General features: G+C 36.0%; 19 protein-coding genes. 1 reads left to right on the top strand and 18 read right to left on the bottom strand.

Translation table 11 applies throughout. The features are described from left to right. From allB to allC, 6 genes are all read right to left on the bottom strand, one after another. Window positions 1-925 (bottom strand): allantoinase AllB (gene allB, locus ACEWK1_RS23010; RefSeq protein WP_416636696.1); only part of this gene is annotated, 925 nt, incomplete at its 3' end. Between the two features lie 68 nt (window positions 926-993). After that, window positions 994-2,367 (bottom strand): NCS1 family transporter, encoded by a 1,374-nt coding sequence (locus tag ACEWK1_RS23005; RefSeq protein WP_162987260.1) that lies wholly within the window; start codon window positions 2,365-2,367, stop codon window positions 994-996. A 229-nt stretch (window positions 2,368-2,596) separates the two neighbouring features. Then, complete coding sequence (locus tag ACEWK1_RS23000) at window positions 2,597-3,481, bottom strand: fumarylacetoacetate hydrolase family protein (RefSeq protein ID WP_121660877.1); 885 nt, start codon at window positions 3,479-3,481, stop codon at window positions 2,597-2,599. Window positions 3,482-3,493: 12 nt separating this feature from the next. Beyond that, window positions 3,494-4,657 carry an amidase gene (locus ACEWK1_RS22995; protein WP_121660876.1) on the bottom strand — a complete coding sequence of 388 codons (1,164 nt, stop codon included), beginning with the start codon at window positions 4,655-4,657 and terminating at the stop codon, window positions 3,494-3,496. A 64-nt stretch (window positions 4,658-4,721) separates the two neighbouring features. Then, complete coding sequence (locus ACEWK1_RS22990; protein WP_121660875.1) at window positions 4,722-5,963, bottom strand: pyridoxal-phosphate-dependent aminotransferase family protein; 1,242 nt, start codon at window positions 5,961-5,963, stop codon at window positions 4,722-4,724. A 12-nt stretch (window positions 5,964-5,975) separates the two neighbouring features. Continuing rightward, window positions 5,976-7,217 carry an allantoate deiminase gene (gene allC / locus ACEWK1_RS22985; RefSeq protein WP_212137455.1) on the bottom strand — a complete coding sequence of 414 codons (1,242 nt, stop codon included), beginning with the start codon at window positions 7,215-7,217 and terminating at the stop codon, window positions 5,976-5,978. A 368-nt stretch (window positions 7,218-7,585) separates the two neighbouring features. Between allC and ACEWK1_RS22980 the strand changes: the two genes are divergently transcribed. Then, complete coding sequence (locus tag ACEWK1_RS22980; protein WP_212137197.1) at window positions 7,586-9,211, top strand: PucR family transcriptional regulator; 1,626 nt, start codon at window positions 7,586-7,588, stop codon at window positions 9,209-9,211. Window positions 9,212-9,307: 96 nt separating this feature from the next. Here ACEWK1_RS22980 and ACEWK1_RS22975 read toward each other — a convergent pair whose 3' ends face one another. The 12 genes from ACEWK1_RS22975 to uxaC form a co-directional block, all read right to left on the bottom strand. Next, window positions 9,308-10,840 (bottom strand): PAS domain S-box protein, encoded by a 1,533-nt coding sequence (locus tag ACEWK1_RS22975; protein WP_162987259.1) that lies wholly within the window; start codon window positions 10,838-10,840, stop codon window positions 9,308-9,310. Window positions 10,841-11,045: 205 nt separating this feature from the next. Beyond that, entirely contained in the window at window positions 11,046-11,399 is a 354-nt protein-coding gene (gene uraH / locus ACEWK1_RS22970; protein WP_212137195.1) for a hydroxyisourate hydrolase, read from the bottom strand. Between the two features lie 12 nt (window positions 11,400-11,411). Further along, window positions 11,412-12,386 (bottom strand): factor-independent urate hydroxylase, encoded by a 975-nt coding sequence (gene pucL, locus ACEWK1_RS22965; protein WP_121660871.1) that lies wholly within the window; start codon window positions 12,384-12,386, stop codon window positions 11,412-11,414. An 11-nt stretch (window positions 12,387-12,397) separates the two neighbouring features. Further along, window positions 12,398-12,895: a 2-oxo-4-hydroxy-4-carboxy-5-ureidoimidazoline decarboxylase gene (gene uraD / locus ACEWK1_RS22960; protein WP_232273572.1), complete on the bottom strand. Its 498-nt coding sequence runs from the start codon at window positions 12,893-12,895 to the stop codon at window positions 12,398-12,400. A gap of 20 nt (window positions 12,896-12,915) precedes the next feature. After that, window positions 12,916-14,229: a nucleobase:cation symporter-2 family protein gene (locus ACEWK1_RS22955; protein ID WP_212137193.1), complete on the bottom strand. Its 1,314-nt coding sequence runs from the start codon at window positions 14,227-14,229 to the stop codon at window positions 12,916-12,918. Window positions 14,230-14,436: 207 nt separating this feature from the next. Then, window positions 14,437-15,525 carry a GerAB/ArcD/ProY family transporter gene (locus ACEWK1_RS22950; RefSeq protein WP_212137191.1) on the bottom strand — a complete coding sequence of 363 codons (1,089 nt, stop codon included), beginning with the start codon at window positions 15,523-15,525 and terminating at the stop codon, window positions 14,437-14,439. Then, complete coding sequence (locus ACEWK1_RS22945; RefSeq protein ID WP_212137189.1) at window positions 15,525-15,746, bottom strand: hypothetical protein; 222 nt, start codon at window positions 15,744-15,746, stop codon at window positions 15,525-15,527. The genes ACEWK1_RS22950 and ACEWK1_RS22945 overlap by 1 nt, the downstream gene beginning before the upstream one ends. Before the next feature lie 5 nt (window positions 15,747-15,751). Beyond that, window positions 15,752-16,906: a Ger(x)C family spore germination protein gene (locus tag ACEWK1_RS22940; RefSeq protein WP_212137187.1), complete on the bottom strand. Its 1,155-nt coding sequence runs from the start codon at window positions 16,904-16,906 to the stop codon at window positions 15,752-15,754. A gap of 23 nt (window positions 16,907-16,929) precedes the next feature. Next, the gene (locus ACEWK1_RS22935) at window positions 16,930-18,456 is read right to left on the bottom strand and encodes a spore germination protein (protein WP_232273574.1); all 1,527 of its coding nucleotides are present in this window, start codon (window positions 18,454-18,456) and stop codon (window positions 16,930-16,932) included. A gap of 143 nt (window positions 18,457-18,599) precedes the next feature. Then, a complete protein-coding gene (locus tag ACEWK1_RS22930) occupies window positions 18,600-19,514 on the bottom strand; it encodes a DMT family transporter (RefSeq protein ID WP_212137185.1) in 915 nt (304 codons plus the stop codon). Between the two features lie 319 nt (window positions 19,515-19,833). After that, entirely contained in the window at window positions 19,834-20,094 is a 261-nt protein-coding gene (locus tag ACEWK1_RS22925) for a metal-sensitive transcriptional regulator (RefSeq protein ID WP_121660863.1), read from the bottom strand. Between the two features lie 235 nt (window positions 20,095-20,329). Continuing rightward, window positions 20,330-21,504: glucuronate isomerase (gene uxaC / locus ACEWK1_RS22920; protein ID WP_416636695.1), on the bottom strand; the 1,175-nt coding region annotated here is incomplete at its 5' end.

Genomic DNA, 21,504 nt, shown 5'->3' with positions numbered 1-21,504 from the left:
TATCGAATTTCCCGTTGATTAATAAGGTAATTAACTTCTCCTGCTCTTCTTTTTCTCGTAAAGGTGGTGCACATTTTGCCACAGTTCCTAATTCCCTTAAATGTTCATGGTTGTATAATAAATAATGAGCACATGTTTCCACTGTGATGTTTAGTCCCTTTGCTTTAGCCTCTTCAATCTTCTCAATCGCTTTCGCTGAGCTAATATGAACAAAATGAAGTGGACAGCCTGTAAGCTCTGAATAATAAATAGCTCGTTCAACTGCTTCTACTTCAGCTATAATAGGTCGTGTTTCTAAATAATCATCTGCACTTATATTTCCTTCTTGTTCCTTCTGTTCTTTTAACCAATTTGTTATTGCCGCACTTTCTGAATGAAGCGCTAAAATTTTCCCTAATTTGGCGATCTTCTTCATTCCATTAAGTAAAGTTATATCATCAACCGCTTCAAACTCTTTATTACCTGTAGTTGAGAGAAATGCTTTAAATCCGATTGCACCAGAATGCGCCAGTTCTTCTAAATCCGATTCGTTTCCCGGGACGAGTCCTCCCCACAACCCAAAATCGACATAAGATTTTTCATTACCTAATTTTGCTTTTTCATAAAGAGCTTCTTTCGTAACTGTAGAGGGAATTCCATTTAACGGCATATCAAAATATGTTGTACAACCACCAGCAGCCATCATTTGTGAGCCAGTATGGAAACCTTCCCAATGCTCTCTTCCTGGCTCACTAAAATGTACATGAACATCGATCATTCCTGGGAAAATGTATTGATTAGTAGCGTCCCATATGTTGAGTGTACTTTTTGTTATAGCTTTTTCTATTTCAGTGATTTTTCCGTCTTTTATTCCAATGTCCATTTTCTCTAGACCTGATGGTAGAACAACACTTCCATTTTTTATGATTAGATCTAACTGTTCCACTATTTCATCCCCTTTATATTTTAAAATGAAAGCAGTGCTTAAGGTTTACTTAAGCACCAATCCCTTTTTTACACTGCTTGATCTTCGATATCAGTTGATTGTGTAAAGCTCTGCTCAAATCCTTCTTTAACATACTCATCACGCTTTATTATCCATAGTCTCATAATTACTGTATAAACAACCCCAGCTGGAACAATTCCTAACAACCAAGATAGATCAACATTAATAAATGAAAAACAAGTACCTACAGCAATTGCAATAATTGCAGCTGGATTCCACCCTTTAAATGCTGGAAACAGGGTCTTCACATCATAAAGTTTGTTAACATTGTAGTTTCCTTTATGTACTAAATAGAAATCTGCTACCATCACAGCAAAAATTGGCCCTAAAAATGCAGAGACAATGGAGATAAATAGATTAAAAGTTGAATCAGTCATGATATACCATGGACAAGTGATTATACCTAATATTCCGACAATTACACATGCCTTTTCCCACGAAATCTTAAAAATATCCATTGCCACAAGCACTGGTGGCATTATATTTGCAACTAAGTTTGTTGTAATTTGAGCAATTGCAATAAACAATAAAATGATGATACTTGCAAACATACTTGAAATATGATCAGATATAATATCTACTGGATTCCATATTCCTACAGCAGCTGCACCAAGAATTCCAACGATAGGTAACAAAATCATTGGTGGAACTATACCTACTACATGCGACCCGATAAATGTTTTAGCAGAAGCTTTTCTAGGAAAATATCTTGTATAATCTGACACATTCAATAATAAAGCTGAAAATTGACCTATCAAAACTGAAATAGCCAGCCAAAATGGAATACCCCATGAACCGCTAATATTAGCCGTCTCTGTTACTTCAAAGCCAAATGTAGATAAAAATAAGAAGATTAAGTACACAACGCCTAACATAATGACAACAGAACCAACCACTTCAATCCACTTAATCGATTTGATTCCTTTAGCAGATAAGTATATTTGTAATGCTTGAAACCCGAAGAACCATACCCAAACATTATTAAAACCGAATATATCCATGAAAATTTGATTTAAGGCTTGTGCTCCTAACCAGCTTTGGACTCCATACCAAAATAGTGCTGGTATTGCACGCATTAACGAAGGTATTTTTGCTCCAACTGGGCCGAAGGATGAACGAAGTTGAACAACCATAGGTATTCCATGCTTCCACCCCACTCTACCATTTAATGCAAATAATAAGGCCGCAAGTATATTCGCCAAAACTAATCCAATTAATGCTTGTGTTAAGTTTAATTCACCGAATGGAGGAATAAGGCTTGATCCTAACATAAACGACCCAACCATAACTGCGTCTCCCCACCACATCGCCACATAAGCTTTTGGACCTAGTATTCGATTCTTTTCACTTAAAATTGGTTTTAAATCATAATTTGTCTCCATGTGATCCTCCTTTATCATCTAAATCTCTTATTGTAATACTTCATCACTCAACTATGTCAATAAAGTTAACATCTACTTACATTTTATAGTAGAATTTCCGATAAATCATTAGAGGATCTATGAATTGTTTATGTTCCCTTTGTATCATTTAACTAAAAATATTGCTGACAATTCTTCAGAAGTAACAAATCCTAACATAAACAAAAAGCAGGTATCTCTCCGAAGACACCTACTCCAATCGATTAACACTATATTTTCCTACAACTGAATTTCTCAACTCCTTAAACCCAGAGATTTCACATCCCACAACATCCCCGTCACGAATCAGAACCGATCCCGGAGTACCCGTCATAATGATATCTCCAGGATGTAGGGTCATTATTTCTGAGAAAAAGGAAACAATCCACCAAGGTTTAAACATCATGTTGCGGACAACGTTTTGATGCCTCGCACAACCATTTATACTTGTCATTACTCTTAAATCTTCTAAGTCTTCCCATTCATCTACTGTTAAAAAGTATGGGCCGAAACTAAAAAACGTATCAAAGCTTTTGGAGCGTTGTAAAAAACGTGGATCCTTTGCATGTATATCTTTTGCCGTCATATCTAACGTTGTTGTAAAACCAGCAACAACATTATGCGCTTCCTCTTCCTTAATATTTTTGCACGTTTTCCCGATAATAACACCAAGCTCAGCCTCCGCTGTAACCTGTGAAGATTGATCCGGCAAAACGATCTGATCATCAGGACCTATCACACTAGTAAGTGGCTTCATAAAAATAACAGGCTCTTCCCCAGGTGGACTTCCGGATAACTCAATGGCCTTTTCAACGTAATTCATCCCCACTCCCCATATCTTTCCTGGATTGCGATACAAAGGGCCAAATGACAAGTTATCAACATCCACTAACGAAGAACTTCCGAGTTGATCCAACCCTCCACTTCTATACCAGTCATTCAATGAAGAAAGTTGATTTTTTTGTAAAATATTAAAAAGGTCTTCACTCCAATTCACTCCAAGAACCCTATTAATCTCTCGAATAGAAACAGCTTTTTCAGCTGTAACAATAACAGCAAGCTCTTTACCTTCGTTCTTTATTGTTGCAAGTTTCATTAAACGGACCCCCTATCTTAAAATACTCTTTACCCAATTAAGAAGCTTAAGATCTTGATCCTGATTTGCAATAAACGATAAACCTATCGGAAGCCCATTCACTTCTGTTAAAGGAAGTGTAACCTGCGGCAAACCAGCCAACCCCGCTATACAGGAAAGTTGCATTGCTTTCATTCGATACTGTTCCGCTTTTTCTCCATACAAATTTAGGAGCGGCGCCGGACCTGGCGCTGTCGGAATACAAATAATTCCACTTTCCCCTAAGAGCCCAGATATCGATTGTTTCATATTCTCCCTAAACTGAAATTGTTGCCGACTCTCACTTGAGTTAAGCGTACTCGTCCATTGAAACCTTTCAGAAATGCCAGGTCCAAATGTTGGCTTTTCTTTTTTAATCCATTCTCCATGTTCATTCCAAATCTCAAGTCCTTGTAAAATTCTGAAAGCACTTGACCATTCAGATAATCCTTCTTCCGATATTTTGACCCATTCTCTTATTTTCGGAAGTTTCATTGAAGAGACAGTCTTTAACAATGCCTCTCTATATTCATCACCCAATAATCCCCATGCATCTTCAGCAAAAAACATTTCCGTAAAACTACCACTTGTATTTTGAGCTTCCAATAGCACTTCTCCGACTCTACATAATAGTTCCGGGTCTCTTGTCATCCATCCAACTGTGTCAAAGCTTCTTGCCAACGGAATTACTCCATCAACCGAAATAGCTTCATGAGTTGGGCGAAAGCCATATATTCCACAATAAGACGAAGGTATTCGAACAGAACCACCTGTATCGGTCCCTATAGCAAAATCAACTAAACCAGCTGCAACCGCAACAGCTGATCCACTTGAGGAACCTCCTGGAATTCGTCTCGGGTCCTTCGGATTTACAGGTGTACCATAATGGAAATTTTCACCATTTAAACTGTACATTATTTCATCCGTTTGTGTAGTTCCCACTAACTTTGCACCTTGTTCTAAAAGACATACAACTACCGGAGCATGTTCTTGTGATTCTTTATGAGTTTTTAACCAATCTGGATTTCCAGCACCATTTTTGTACCCTTTAATCGATATAACATCTTTTACAGCAAACGTTAAACCGTTTAATGTTCCACCTTTTGTTGGTTCCAATTCTATTTTTTCATCAAAAAATGCATTCCATCGATCACTCACACTGATCCCCCTTTACATTTAACAAAAAGATTCTGGTTGCTCTCCAGAATCTTTTCCACCAATTCTATTTAGCTACCAAATTCATTGATTCATAAATATCCAACGTAGCTTGCAAACCTTTTCCTACATGTAAGTTTGCTCCCAGACGAATTAGAACAGCTTCAAGAGCTGACAGAACAAATAAGACATTTTCTTTTCGACAGCTATATCCCATCGTTCCGATTCTCCAAATTTTCCCATGGAGAGGACCAAAAGAGCTTGCAATCTCGATCCCAAATTGATTAAGAAGTATTGACCGAACTTCCTCTCCATCAATGCCATCAGGTATACGCACACAGGTCACCATCGGAAGTTTCCACGGAACATCATTCAATAACTCTAATCCCATTGCTTTTATTCCTTCAACAAGTGCTTTTTCATGTAATTGGTGTCGCTCAAACCGTCCAGATAACCCCTCTTGTAAGACAATTCGAACTCCTTCACGTAAGGCATATAACATTGAAGTTGCTTCTGTATGATGATTCAGTCTTCTTTCTCCCCAGTAATCCTGAAGCTGGCTTAAATCGAAATAGTTACTACGAATTGATCGACCAACATTCACGTGATCATTTTCTGTAGCTATTCCTTTTTCTACTTTTTTTCTTTTCACTAAGATTTCTTCTATTCGTTCATTATACGTAATCGGCGCCATCCCCGAAGGAACAGACAAGCATTTTTGAGTCCCACCAATCACCGCATCCAGCTTCCATTCATCTACTTTTACTTCTGTCCCAGCAATTGTAGCCACCGCATCCACAATACATAAAACATCAAGCTCTCGACACGCAGGACCAATTTTATCTAAAGGCTGCATACACCCTGTTGAGGTTTCACCATGAACAATTGCTAGCACCTTAGGCTTTACCCTTTTGATTTCATCAATCACTTCTTGCTGATCAAAAACTTTCCCCCATTCACAATCGATCGTATGGATTTCCGCTCCATTTCGTTCAGCAATTTCCGTTAATAAATGACCAAACCTTCCAAAAATCGGAATTAACACTTTATCTCCAGGCTCAATAACACTACACATCACAGCTTCAATACCTGAACGGGATGTTCCATCTATCGGAAACGCCCATTGATTTTTCGTTTGAAAAATCTGACGAAGCATCTCCATTGTTTCATTCATCATTTCAGTAAAAGCAGGATCAAATTGCCCTAAAATCGGTGTACTCATTGCTCTTAACACTCTTGGATCAACCTCAACCGGTCCCGGTGTCATAATGGTTCGTAATGGTGCATTAATTTCTTGAAAAACACTCATTCTGATTCCCCCTTAATACGCTAGTTCATATAAAATTTTCATTAATACTTTTATACCTATTTCCAAATCCTCAGTTTTCGTAAATTCCAACGGAGAATGACTGATTCCATTTTGACTAGGAACAAATAATAATGAAGTCGGACAAAATGGACCGAAAATTTGGGAATCATGCCCAGCACCACTTGTCATCCATTTATAAGGAATTTGTTCTTCTTCTAAAATCTTCTCAGATAAATTATTTAGTTTTTCACTCATCTTGACCGGCTTTTCATTCATCCAATTATGAATAGTTAGCTTTGTTTGATGTTTATTCGCAATTAGTTCAAGCTCTTGAAAGACTTGATTACAAAACTGATCTAACACACACTCTTCACTATGCCGAATATCAACACTAAATGTTGCTTCCTTCGGTATAACATTTGCTATGTTTGGTTTTAAACTTATTTGACCAATCGTCACCACTAAGTCAGGTGAAGTTTCTTTCCCTCGATCTATGAGAGCTTGAATAAGCTCTGCTGCTGTATACATCGCATCTTTACGCCACATCATCGGAGTTGTTCCTGCATGATTACTTTCGCCAAAAACAGTAACATTGTATCTACGTTGACCAACAATATGACTCACTAAACCAATCGCCTTCTCTTCCTTCTCCAATACAATCCCTTGTTCAATATGAAGTTCTAAAAAACATTCAAGATCATTACGATATGGCTCCAAGAATTTACCTTGACCAAAGCCAACCTTATTCATCGCCTCTTCAAACTGAATTTCTTCTGAATCTTTTATATCCGTTATATCTTCAAAAGATTTAACGCCAGTTATATTCCCCGATCCCCAATAAGTCATCGGAAAGCGACTTCCCTCTTCTTCACACAAAGAGACAACCTCTATATTTTTCTTAGGAGTTCCATACTGTTCCCGCAAACGCTGAACAGCTATTACAGCTGCAATGATTCCATATGCACCATCATATTTCCCACCATCTCTTACCGTATCAATATGTGATCCTGTTAAAATTGTCTTAGCATCTTCATGAGTTCCTTTTAATCTTCCAAATAAATTACCAACATCGTCAAAATTTGTTATTAGGCCAAGCTGCTCCATTTTCTTTTTAAGTGCATGTTGAGCCTCCTGCCAAGCATCTGTATATAATAATCTTGTCACGCCACCACTTTGACTTCTTCCGAATTGAGCCAGCCACTCAACCATCTGTTCAATCTCTATGAATAAGGCAGATGATTCTCTCTCTTTCATAACCAATCCAATCCCCCCCTATTCTATTCTAAAAAATGATGTTATATTTATTGACACGAAAAGTAATATAATCTAATTTTAAAATAGACATGAATAAAAATCATTCACATATATGTAGAACATACATTAATATTTTTGTTTATTTTATACAAATAAACTTTGAATCTCTTAACCCGAGTTAATTTCATAATTATGACTCTTAAATCAAAAAACAAACACTTTTCTTCTTCTTGAACACGTTAATAAACAATACACAGATAAAAACATGATTAAAATAAATGTAAAATTCATACGTTTTTTGGTAACAAATAATACATTATGAAATCGATTCACCTAAGTAAATTACCTAACAAAAAGGATGACCATTTATGAGATTAATTGATTTACTGAATCTTTCTGTTTTTCACGGAGCAAAATTACTAGGTGGGCATCAAGGAACTGATCGTGAAGTGAACACAGTTAATATGATGGATGCACCTGACATTATTCACTTTTTAAAAAAAGACGAACTTCTTGTTACAACAGCCTTTCATTTTAAAGATGATCTTCATGCATTACTACAACTTATTAAGGAAATGGAGAAACAAGGATGTGCAGGATTAGGGATTAAAACGAAGCGTTTTTTGCAGGAGATTCCTAGAGATGTGATCACTCTCGCTAACAAGCTTAATATTCCGTTGCTAGAGCTTCCTGTTGATACATCACTTGGAGATATTGTCAACAAATCACTTAGTCATATTCTAGAAATTCGAACAAATGAACTTCATCATGCTATGGATGCACACCAACAATTCACAAATCAAATTATGAATGGACAGGGTATTCGTAAAATGTTAGATAACTTATCCAACCTTATTGATTCACCTGTCTTTTTAGTAAATGACCATTTACTTCCACTGACAAAACTAAATTGGCAAACAGATATTTATTTGTATTTGGATCAAATCGCAAATGAATATCTGTTTCATCTTTCAAAAGCATCATATACAGCTTTTTCACTATTAAATAACAACAAAGACACAGTTACCATTTTTCCGGTTTACACACATAGGCAGTCCAACTATCTTTGTGTTTTAGGTAACATCCCACCCACAGATCGTTCCACTATATTAACGATAGAACAAGCAACTAACGTCATTTCATTTGAATTAATGAAAGAAAATGCTTTAAAGCAAATGACAAGACGCCTACAAAATGAATTTTTCTCCAATTTCATTAATGATGCATTTTCAACACAAGATGAGATCATTAGTCGTGGAAAGGAATTCGGACTAATAGAGGATCAACGCTATTTATGTGCTGTGGGACAAATAGATGATGATGACAAAGACAAATCTTATCTTCAACTTCAGTCAGACAAGGAATTAATTTACGATACTATTGAATATGAGCTACAAAACTTTGAGGAAAAAATCCATCTCTTCACTAACGAACAGTCTTACATTTTTTTATTAGAGTTAAATGGAACAAGAAAGGAATATGAAGATTCATTTGTTCAGTTATTAGAAAAACTACAAATGCGGATAAGGAGTCATTATAAGGAAAATCTTTCATTTGGAATAAGCATGTATGCAGAAGAACTTACATCTGTTACAGTGTCATACAAAGAAGCAACAGAGGCTCTATATTTTGGAAGGATGTCAGGTAAAACACAATTTATTGAAATTTATCAACCAAAGGAAGTACCAGAAATTTTACGAATGGTTCCTTATGATCATTTAAAAAAGTTTTATGACGATACATTCCAAGCTTTTGCCAACGATTCTAAAAAGGATCATCAGGTCCTGCTCCATACTTTATCTGTTTATTTAGAAACACATTGTCAGCTATCAGAAACAGCAAAGAGACTATACGTTCATCGAAATACTGTTATTTATCGGTTGGAAAAATGCGAGGAAATGATTGGAAGAAGCTTAAAAGAACCCGATGAAACGCTACGCCTCCGCCTCGCTTTTAGAATTAAAGCACTACTTCACGGAGCAACTAAGAATTAAATGATACTAATGGAGCTTGGTGTCCCATTCCAAGCTCTCAGTTCGTTTAGAATACCTCACACTATATTTACTAATCAATAAACCTGAGAGCTCACTTTACCTTTCGGCAATCAGTGGTAATTTTACTGTAAAAGTTGTCCCTACGTTAACTTTACTCTCAACATCCACCACCCCATTATGCTGATTAATAATTCGATATGTAACCATAAGACCTAATCCTGTGCCATTTTGTTTTGTTGTGAAAAATGGTTCTCCCAACCGCTTTAGCTGCTCTTCACTCATCCCTACACCTTCATCATGTACAGAGATAAGAATAAATCCTTCATGATTTTCAAATGCAATAGTTATAGTCCCCTCGTTTTGCATCACTTCAATTGCGTTTTTAATCAAATTAATGAACACTTGCTTTAGTTGTGTACCAATTCCATTAACTGCTGTTTCTATAGCGTTATTTTCAACAACAAGAGATATTGATTTTTTGAAAGCTTCCGTATCCAATAAATCGATAACATCATTCACTAAATCTCTAATATCAACAGTAGTAAAATCAGTATTTGCAGGTTGAGCTAGCGTTAGAAACTCACTAGAGATAACATCTATCCTTTCCAACTCAGCCTCCATGATATTTAGAAACATTTCATTCGGTATCGTTCCTGAGCGAAATAATTGAACAAAACCTTTTAAAGCAGTTAACGGATTTCGTATTTCATGTGCAATTCCAGCTGCTAGCTGCCCTACGACATTCATTTTTTCCGCCTGAATCATCATTGAATCTGATTTTTTCTGTTCCGTTATATCTTGCATGATTAACTCATTGGCCTCTTTCCCCTGAAAGGTAGTAGGAATTGATACCACTTCCGTATGTATTTCTCTCCCACTCAGGGTAGTCCAAACACGATAAAGCCTAGGGTGAATTCCACCATTCTTTACAATCTCCTTACATTCCATATGAAACTCCGGATGCAACATATCATAAATATTTCTCCCTAGTAGCTCTTCCTTTGTTTTAGCATCAAAAAGAGTTAAAGCCGCCTTATTCGCAAATACCCATTTCCCATCTTGTAGGATTGTAATTCCATTCGTAGAGGATTCCACGATATTTTCAAACTGTTCCTTCGCCTCCCGAATCTCTCTTTCTGAATTTTTTCTTTCAGTAATATCACGACAAACTGAAAGCAGATACATTTCCTTTTCTACCTCAAACCTATGAGTCTTTATTTCAACAGGGATTCTATCCCCATTTTTACAAACATGAACGGTTTCAAAAGTGATTGAATCGTAAACATCTTTAATGACAGGCTTCAGTTCCTCTGTTCCACACCCATCAATTTGTTTTGGGGATAAAGTAAGCATTTCTTCACGCGTGTACCCTAATCGTTGACATGCCGTTTCATTCACCTCAATAAAAGTGCTCGTACTTCCATCATCATAAATCTTAAAATAATACACAGCATCCGTTAAATGATTAAACAACCTTTTAAACCTTTTATCACTTTTATCTGATTCTTGAACTCTACTTTCCTTAGAAGCATTAAGCTCATGCGTTAAATACTCAATTTCCAACTTTAATTGGTCATTTTCTTTTCTTAATTTTTCTGTTTCCTCACCGTGAACATTTACATTATTCAATATCACACCTGCTTCGTTAGAAATTAGTATTATTATATTTTCAACAATAAATGGAAATTCACCTCTAATTCCAAAGACATTTCTTATAAAAAATTTTAGTTATATAGAACTACTCATACATTCCTTTTAAAACAATTAAACAAAAATTACATATATTAAAAAGGGTGAAATCCTTAGACTTCACCCCTATCCATTGTTTTTGCTATTAACTTCCTCTGTACACTTGATACCCCCAAGGAGAAACAAGCAACGGTACATGATAATGTAAATCAGGATCTGATATCCCAAATCGCACTGATATTTTATTTAGAAATGGAGGTTCTGATAACAAAACTTCCATACCCCTAAAATAGTCTCCGATAAAAAATAGTAACTCATATTCACCCGCCATCATTTCTTCACCAGATAAAAGCGGTTCATTTAAGCGACCATCTTCATTTGTTATAGCTGTTTTTATTAAAGTGTGTGTTGAATCAACAATCCTCATTAATTGAATGTCTACACCCGCAGCCGGTGTCCCATGTGTTAAATCCAATATATGTGTTGTCAGACCTATCATTCTATCAAATCCTTATTTAGCAAGATTGTTTGATTCGGCATATTCTTTATTTCTTTGCACATCTTCTTTTGTAACTGAAAATCGTTGGAAGCCGTAAGGAGGGCGTGGCTCTGTATATACTTTTCCTTCTGAATTCGGAATTTCCTCCACCACTGAATCCCAAGTATGGTTTTGTGATTGAAAGTTAACTTCTTTTAATTGCGGGAATCTTTCCAGCACTCGACAACCAATTAAATAGATCAAGTATTGAATAGACGGTGTTTCAAGTTCATGGAAAACAGATGTCGCAATATCTTTTATCTGTTCTGCACAAACATAAAGGTTTGGTACAACTCCTGTCGAATCTTCTAAGTCCTCATATTCCCACCCGATATTTAAATAGATAAATAGCGGTCGATTGCTGTCCTCCGGTAATGTTGTATACTCATCCCTGATAAATCCAACAAATGAATTACCTCGCACTTTAATTAACTGCAAATCTAAAATCCCACTATTCTGTTCAACAACTTCAACCCCACTCTGAGTTCGGACCATTTCTATTTGAGCAACAGCCTTTTCATTCCGGGAATGCTTAAACACTAAGTCACTTTCAACTAGGCCATTAACTGAAAGTCTTGTTGAAGTCTCAAATGGAACTTCTTCACCGATTAATTTAATTATATCAATATGTTCATATTTCTTTAAAAACTCTTCGCCAACATATTGAATAAATCCTTCAATAGTGGATCCTTCATAGCTACCCAAGTGTCTTTGAACAAAATTTTTCATAGAATCTGTTGCAACGACAAGACTATTATCTCCTTCTGTAAATGAAGGAAGCAATTTTTCACCACCAACCTCTACTTTTACATTTACCCCAAAAACAATATTGTTTCTTTCTGTAAAATGAGATTCTGGAATTTGTTTCACTCCAATCAAAGGCTTCAAAAATGTACGATATGCAAATACATCACCTTTTCCATATGATACAAAACGCTCTTTTCCCATAAGTTCACTCCTCAATTTGAAATTAATTCACATAAACGAAATAGAGCTATTTTTTCTATTTCTGTTAAAGCTGTTTCAAACTCACCCTTCACACCGTGCGATATTCTTTTTTCCATAGAAGAATATATTTCGTCTTTCGTTCGTCCTTTTACCGCCATAATAAAAGGAAATCCAAACTTTTCCATGTACTGCCTATTTAACAGAGAAAAATGTGTATATTCTTCTGCTGTAAGCTCACTTAACCCCGCGTTAGCCTGTTCTTGCACTGAAGAGTGACTCATCACAAGCCGTGTCCCCAAATTTGGATGTGCCTTAATCAACCCCAACTTTTCTTCATCAGTTGCTTCATTCAGTCTACCAACCATCTTGCCATGTAAGTCTCCAACTGAAGAAAAAGGTCTGTCATTCCATGTTCGTTCAGGTACCCAAGGAGAATGTTCAAAAATATCTTTTAAAAGATGAATAAAATCAGAATGACTAACCTCATTAAGTTGTTTTATCGAAACCACCTTCTGTCACCTCTTCTTATTTATGCAATCGATTTGTTTTCATCTAATGGTACAGTGTTGCTTTTCTTACGAATCATAAAAAATAAATTTAATAATATAGCTGTTATGCTTCCTGTAATAATCCCGTCACTTACAATAATGCGTAACGCTTGAGGTAACCCCGCAAATAAATCCGGTACTACAGTTGCCCCTAATCCTAATGAAAGGGAGCATGCGATAACAAGCATATTATGCTGATCACTAAAATCAACAGCACCTAGCATTTTGATACCTGATGAAATCACCATCCCAAACATGACAACCGTAGCGCCTCCTAATACAGGAGAAGGAATTATGGTTGCAATGGCAGCAATTTTCGGAACAAGTCCTAACCCTATTAAGATCATCCCGGCAGCCACCACTACATTTTTCGTTTTTACCTTCGATAATTGAACAAGACCTACATTTTGAGCAAATGTATTGTAGGGAAAGGCATTAAAGATTCCACCTAACGTAATCGCCAATCCTTCAGCACGATACCCTCTAACAAAATCCTTTTCCTTTAATTCCTGGTCACAAATTTTACTTAGAGCCAGAAACACACCAGTTGATTCGATAACAATCACTAAACATACGATCATCATTGTTAAAATCGGTCCAACCTCAAATGATGGAGCTCCAAAATAGAACAACTCAGGAAGGTGCAACCACGATGCTTCTGCAACATCTGTAAAATCAACTTTCCCCATCATTGAAGCAACAAGAGTTCCAGCAACGATCCCTATCAGTACAGATAACGCTTGAGCAAAGCCTTTCAGAAAGCGATTTAAAAATAAAATCAATGCTAAAACTCCGAAGGATAATAACAAATTAGTCGAGCTACCAAAATCAGGACTCCCATTGCCTCCTGCCATATTTCGAATTCCTGTCGGTACTAATGAAAGACCAATTATTGTAACAACACTCCCTGTTACAACCGGAGGAAATAATTTAACTAACTTCCCAAAAAACGAGGCAAACAGTAAAATAAACAAACCACCCGCTATAATCGAGCCATAAATAGCAGAAACACCATATTGAGAGCCAATCGCTATCATCGGTGTAACAGCAACGAAGGAGCTACCCAGCACAACTGGTAAACCAATTCCAAAATATTTATTTTTCCATGCTTGTAGTAATGTTGCTATCCCACATGTAAGCAAGTCTATCGCAACCAAATACGCTAATTGTTCAGACGATAAATTCAACGCCCTTCCTACAATTAACGGAACTAAAATAGCTCCAGCATACATAGCCAGTACATGCTGTAGACCTAGCGAAAAAAGTTTCAAACCACCTACACCGCCGCTCTCCACTCAAACTCCTCCCCCTCTAAAACTTAATGTCATTTTATATAACATTAAGTGTTATATTAATTAACATATTAATCATTTTATGTAAAAATGTCATTGTAGGAAATGTACAAAATGAAATGAACTATTGTATAGATTAAATAAAATTTTCGAAAAATCAGTAAATTTTATTTAAAAAAGCTCCCTCCCAACCTTTGGGACAGAGCTTTTTTAATGTGTGTTTGATTGATTATCCGCTTTTTTTTCTTTTAAATGTTTCTTCACCTTTAATACTACAAAAAAGATAAGTATGACCATTTCTAATATAATCCCTATGGTTGTCCAAGTATAAAAGGAATACTCTAAGTGTTGGATATTTGACTCAAACAAAATAATCGCCAATATTCCCAAAAACAAACTTAAGGGAGGAAGTAACTCTGTAGAGTTTTTACCCTTTAATTGAAATAGCGTTTTGTGAATACAATATAATGTTAGAGCTAATTTACTTAGCAATGTTGGCATCCAGATGATGACAATGATTAAGTCTATTCGATCAAGAAAATCGGTAATATTTATTTCCTGAATCATGATTATGTTAGGGTATGTAGCATCGGATACTATTTGTTCACCTAGTACTGCAATATCTGTAATAATTAGGACAAAGAAAAGTAAGAAACCTAAGCTAACGCCTAATAAAATTCCTTTATTTAAGTCTTTTTTCTTTCCTATAAATCTTACTAAATAAAAAGCAATAAATGCCTCACCCATCCATGGAAAAAAAATAAAGGAAGCCTTCATCATATTAAACATTCCATCTTTATTAATGATCGGCACTACATTTGTTATATCGATCTCATTTACAGTTAACATGGGCAATGCAAGAATAAGTACGGCTAAAACAACGAACTGAATCACTGTTATTCTAGCAATCACTTCTAGACCAGATGCACTAATATACAGTAAGGTTATTGACAATACGATTGAGATAACTTCAATTGGTGTATTCGGTAGTAAATAAAATGAAATATAGTCAATAAATGCCCTTAAGTCCCTTAAATAAGTAGTTAGTAGGAATATTCCTAGGATAATTGTAAATAGTTTATTCAACCTCGACTTTGGATCTTCATGTATTGAATGTATTTCTCCTTTAAAACAAAGCAATAAAATGAATAATACTAATGGGTACGTTATAAGTGGAACTAACCATGTATTTTGTTCTGAAAGCTGCGTCATAATTTGTGGCAGTGTGATTAAAGAAGCTGTAATGATCGTGTTTGCAATAATTAACGCAAACTGAAAGACAGAAATATTATGCTTCATTACCCAATTACCACTCTAGTGAAGGTACCAATTACACGATTCATGTAGCTAGTTAATCCACTCAAGGAGTATGGTAAATAAAATAGCATGGATGCCCCCATAGTAAGAAGGGTAAAACCATATATGATCCACTTTTTCCCTCTCTTACTCTCTGCTATCTTTTTGTGTTGAATAATTAAAAAACTTCCCAACGTAATAACAACCATTAATGTTGCAATCATAACAACTACTCCCCTATTTTTATTCCTGGATTAATTGTCCGTTTAATCTCAGCGTCTACCTCAACGTTTACATCAAGATCCGCAAGTAAGGATGCCCATTCATCTTTCCAGTCTTCCCATTGCCTATGTTCATGGCGAAATAAATACCAGCCGAAGCCATATATGTCGCTGCCTTCTTTATGTGAATGATCTAAAATAGCCAAGACTTCTTCTTTTATTTGCTTTTCCATCTCTGTTTTGACAAACTCATAAGTATCAGCTTTATCTAGGTTTAGATTAGGCTCATTTTGCTCCATCTTCGCCTTAACGTCTATTTTTAAAGAAAAGGATGGCTTTTGCTCATTTTTGTTATATGATGGATTTATTTTAGATTCTTGAATGTTTACATTTAATTCGTCTTTCTCCCCAACCTTAAATGTATAATTATTTCCAACTGCTTCGTTAATGAGCCAAAGTAAACCTAAGGTTTCTTGAGCTGTTGTAAAAAACTTAAGCTCATCATCCCTCAAAATCCCAAATCCATTTACCTTTATTTCTTCCTTTTTATCATCTGATTCAGCATTTTGCGTTGTTACAGTTTCAACAACAGGTAAATAAGAATCCTTACCTGGTCTCTCAATATCCACTAACAGATCTTTCACTGTAAGCCCTACACCCATTTTTGCCATTTCCCTAAGCCCTTCTGCAGGTAATTTTTCAAAATGAGGTGTAGCATTCAAAATGTTAATGGCGTCTCCGTGTGTTATTAAGACATATGCCGAAAGTCGTGATTCTGGCTGCTCTAACACAACATCAAGTGTTTTATTAAATCCTCCACGGGCTAATTCTTCGCCTAAGACAAGTACTCTTCGATGAGCAAAATAAAGCCTCCTTGACATTCTTTGTTGTAGATCATCATTACCTTCACGTACATTTCTTCCAATACCTGAATCCACATAAAAAGGACCGCCACTCGTTCCCCCTCCACCACCAGAAGATCCTTCCCCTCCCATAGCCCCTGGTAATGGTACTTGAACAGATACCTTAAATTTATTTTCCTCTAATTTGTCAAAACCAGTTGCTATCACATATGCTAAATCATTTACCTCTACTCTGTCCCAACATCCTGATAACAGAATGGAACATATACATAAAAGAAAAAAAGCTTTATGTTTTAACATTCGGCATTTTCCCCCAGCTTGTCTTAATTGTTCTTCGGTGAAGGCTTTAAATTCTTTTCCTCTCTTACTACATTTTGACCTGTGAATTGTTCTGGGCGCTTGTCCATTTCCCACCAAGGAACACGTATAAATACATCTTTTAGCTCACTCCATTTAAGTGGACCAAGCGGATGAAAATAAGGAATTCCAAATGAACGTAGCTTATTTAAATGAGTTAGCAAAATAATAGAACCTATTACCACGCCAAATAATCCAAACACTCCTGCTAAAATCATCATTGGAAACCGTAAAAGCCTAATGGAAATCGCCATATTAAACCTCGGGATTGTAAAAGAAGCAATGCCAGTTAATGACACGATAATAACCATTGGTGCCGAAACGATACCCGCTTCAACTGCTGCTTGACCTATAACAAGAGCCCCAAGTATACTAACAGCCTGTCCGATTACTTTCGGCAAACGAATACCTGCCTCACGTAATGCCTCAAATGCCATCTCCATAATGAAAGCCTCTACAAGAACTGGAAACGGTATTGCTTCCCTGCTTGCTGCAATACTAAACAACAAATTAGTTGGAATCATATCCTGATGAAAAGTTGTAATAGCTATATAAAAAGCTGGAAGCAATAAAGCAAGAAATAATAGGGTAACCCTTAATATTCTTAAAAAAATAGAAATATGAAATCGTTGATAGTAATCTTCACTCGACTGAATAAATTGCCAAAAGCTTACCGGCAGGATGAGTGCAAATGGCGTTCCATTTACTAAAATGGAAACTCTTCCTTCTAGTAAGTTGGCTGCAACAGTATCAGGTCGTTCAGTATTTTGAATTTGTGGAAAAAAGCTTGCTGGACTATCCTCAATTAATTCTTCGATATAACCACTTTCTAAGACAGCATCTATTTCAATTCGTTCAATTCTTGCTAACACTTCTTCAATCAATTCTGGTGGTGCAAGGTTTTCCATATACATAATAGCAATAGTTGTATTTGTTTGAGTTCCGACCTCTTTTGAAATTAGCTTCAGTTCTTTTGACCTAATTTTTTGTCTAATCAATGCAGTATTCACACCAAGATTTTCAGTAAAACCTTCACGCGGCCCGCGAATAACAGATTCTGTATCAGGTTCCGACACACTTCTACTTGTACCGCCCTTTGCATCAAGAACTAACGCTTTTTCAACCTTATCTACAAGAAGAATTGAACTCCCATGTAAAACCTGCTTTACTAAATCAGAAAGTTTAGTCGATTCCATTACCTGGTTAACAGAAACAATATTCTTTTCTAAATAGTCAGCTGTTAAATTTTCTTCAGGTAAATCTGCTAATAATTGCTTTAACGCATGAAATTCAATACTTTTGGCATCAATTAAGCCATCAACAAAAACAATAAAAGCATCATTTTTCCCAACCATTAAAGGTCGAAACTTCACATCAGAACACTTATCAAATTGTTGTTTCAAAATATCAATGTTCTTTTTTACATCTCTTAGCACTGGTGTTTCTAAGGTTTCAGGTGCGTCTTGGTTTTGATAGAGTTGTCTATGGTTCATAAATTTCCTCATAATCCTGCTCCTGAACGTATCATTATAATCATTCTGCTCATTACTATTTACCTTTAGAGGAAAAATTATGATAAAAAGAAAAATCAAAAAGCAGCATACCATTAAGCATGCTGCTTTTCTAACAAATTAATTTAGCTTCCTAATTCAACCGAAATTTTCGGCTTTTTCTCCATTGCTATAAAAGCTAACCCTAACACAATAACAAGACCACCAGCAATTTGGGCAACAAAGATTTGCTCGTTAAAAAATAACGCTCCAGTAACTGTTGCAGAGGCTGGAACAAAATATCTGTAAAAATTTGCTTTTGCCGCTCCAACTTTGTTCATTGACAAGTTCCACAACACAAATGCTGCCACGGTACAAAGAACAACATTGTAAGCAATAGCTCCCCAAACACTTATTGTAAAGTCTGTCATTTGAACTGCATGCCAACCACCAAGTGTTATAGGAAACATCAATATTGTTCCGAACAGCATATACCAAGATGATACCCTTAATGGAGAGTATTTTTTCATAAGTGGCATACAAGCTAAATTAAATAGAGCTCCAATTAAACTTATAGACAACGCCAAAATATTCCCCAACATATACTCCGAGCTAAAATCAAATCCATTCGGTCCACCCAATATGATTAAAACTACCCCAATTAATGCAACAAGCCCTCCAATAGCAAGCCTTGGAGTCATAACCTCCTTTGTAAAAAAAGGAGCAAAAAGGGCAGCAAAAATCGGCCAAGGTGCGACATTCAACAGTGAAGCGTTTGCAAGAGTTGTATACTTAATCGAATACATAACTAAAATTTCTAGAACGGTAACACCAAAAAATCCGATTAAAGCAAGCTTTAGAAGGTCACGTTTATCCACTTTCATGCTACCTTCCGTCCACTTTAAAACGGCAAATAATATAGGAACTGCCAGACCAAACCTAAAAAACGCAAAAATCTCCGGAGTAAATACTTCCATCCCAAAACGGGAAATCCCAAAATTCACACCCCAAATAACAGATACTAAAATAAGAGCAAGATAATAAACAGAATTAGACTTCACACGAATTCTCCATTTCTTTTACTTTATCTTTTTACTTCCTATAAATAAAAGGTCCTACCCATTTTAACTTATTCTTCTGAATAATTATATATCAATTCTTAGATAAAATTTTAGTTTAGTAGAATTCTCCTGCTGGGGATCATTTGCACCGGGGTCTTGTCCTAATAACTTACTTAAACGGGACATAATTATTGGCTTGAGAAGGGTTTTGTCTCGATTCTGCGCTCAATCGAGACAATAATTTTGATTTGAGGCTAATTCAGTTCTTATTCTCACACAAGAGACAGAGCTTTTACAAAGAATCTCAAAACCTTCTTAATTATCTACTTTTCACAAGCAAATTAACTGCTTCCTTCACTAAATCATCACTGCTTTCGCCCTTTTCCTCCGCCAATCGTACACATTCAATTAAGTTAGAGCTAACGATTACACCAATTGTTCGGTCAATTGCTGTTCTACTTGCTGAAAGCTGTGTAATAATATCTTTACAATCCTTCTGCTCCTCCATCATACGTAAGATTCCTCTGAGCTGACCTTCAATTCGCTTTACACGGTTTTTTATCTGTGCATCATACTCCATCTTTGAATCTCCCTTTCTTTAGCGTTTATTATTATTATACCCTAAAGGGTAACTAGTATTAAATAATCAGCTGCTTTTTCAAACAGTCTATGTATCCAAGCTAGTAAAATATTAACTATTCCCTTTTTATATTTGTCAATTTACCTGTTCTCTCTTACTTGCTATTTTTGCACAGCTTAACGCAAAAAAGGTATACCTCCAAACAAAATTGGTCGGTATACCTTGAGTAAATTTATTAAAATTGAAAATATTCTTTTGCGTTGTTATAGCATATCCCCTGAACAATTGTACTTAAAGCATCTTCATCATAAGGATATTCTCCGTTTTCAACCCATTGTCCAATAAGGTCACAAACTAGTCTTCTAAAATATTCATGTCTTGTATATGATAAGAAGCTTCTTGAATCGGTTAGCATTCCAATAAAGCGGCTGAATAACCCAAGGTTTGCTAAAGCCTTCATTTGATCAAGCATCCCGTCTTTTTGATCATTAAACCACCATGCCGTACCAAACTGGATTTTACCAGGCGTCCCTCCACCTTGAAAACTCCCAATAACAGATCCGATTACATAATTATCTTTTGGGTTTAAAGAATAAAGAACCGTTTTTGGAAGAGCATCCTTTTGATCTAAAGAATCGAGCAACTGACACAAAGGCTTTGCCACTTCTCCATCATTCATACTGTCAAATCCAGTATCAGGACCAAGCTGTTTAAACATTCTAGTATTGTTGTTTCTCAGGGCATGCATGTGGTATTGCATAACCCAGCCTAAGCGTGCGTATTGTTCACCTAAGAAGGTTAATGTGTACGATTTGAATTTCTTTTCTTCTTCAAGTGAAACCTTTTCTCCCTTAAGTCCTTTTGCAAAAATTTCAGCAACTTCTTCCTCTGATACTGCTTCGTACATCATCGAATCGAGAGCATGATCTGACACACGCCCCCCAAGGGAGTGGAAAAATTCAATTCTTTCCTTTAACGCATCAAGATAACTACTATAGTTTGTAACCGATTGTCCAGAAGCCTCAGACAGTTTTCCTACCCACTCTAAAAAACCATCACGATTGATTTCCAGTCCTTTGTCAGGTCTAAAACTAGGCAATACCTTTACACCAAAATCACTGTTTTCTTGTAACTTCCGATGATACTCTAAGTTATCAGTCGGATCATCTGTTGTACAAACAACCTCAACCTTTGACTTTTTTATTAATGCTTGAGCTGTGAAGTCATCTTGAGTTAATAATGCGTTTACCTTCTCCCAAATATCCGGGGCACTTTTTTCATTTAGAATTTCATTAATTCCAAAGAATCGTTGAAGCTCTAAGTGTGTCCAGTTATATAACGGATTTCCTATCGTCATAGGAACTGTTTTTGCCCATGCTAAAAATTTATCATAATCACTAGCATTTCCAG

It is taken from the genome of Metabacillus sp. YM-086 (genome assembly GCF_048059995.1).
Lineage (GTDB): Bacteria > Bacillota > Bacilli > Bacillales > Bacillaceae > Metabacillus > Metabacillus litoralis_B.
This window is presented reverse-complemented; position numbering and strand designations above follow the sequence as displayed.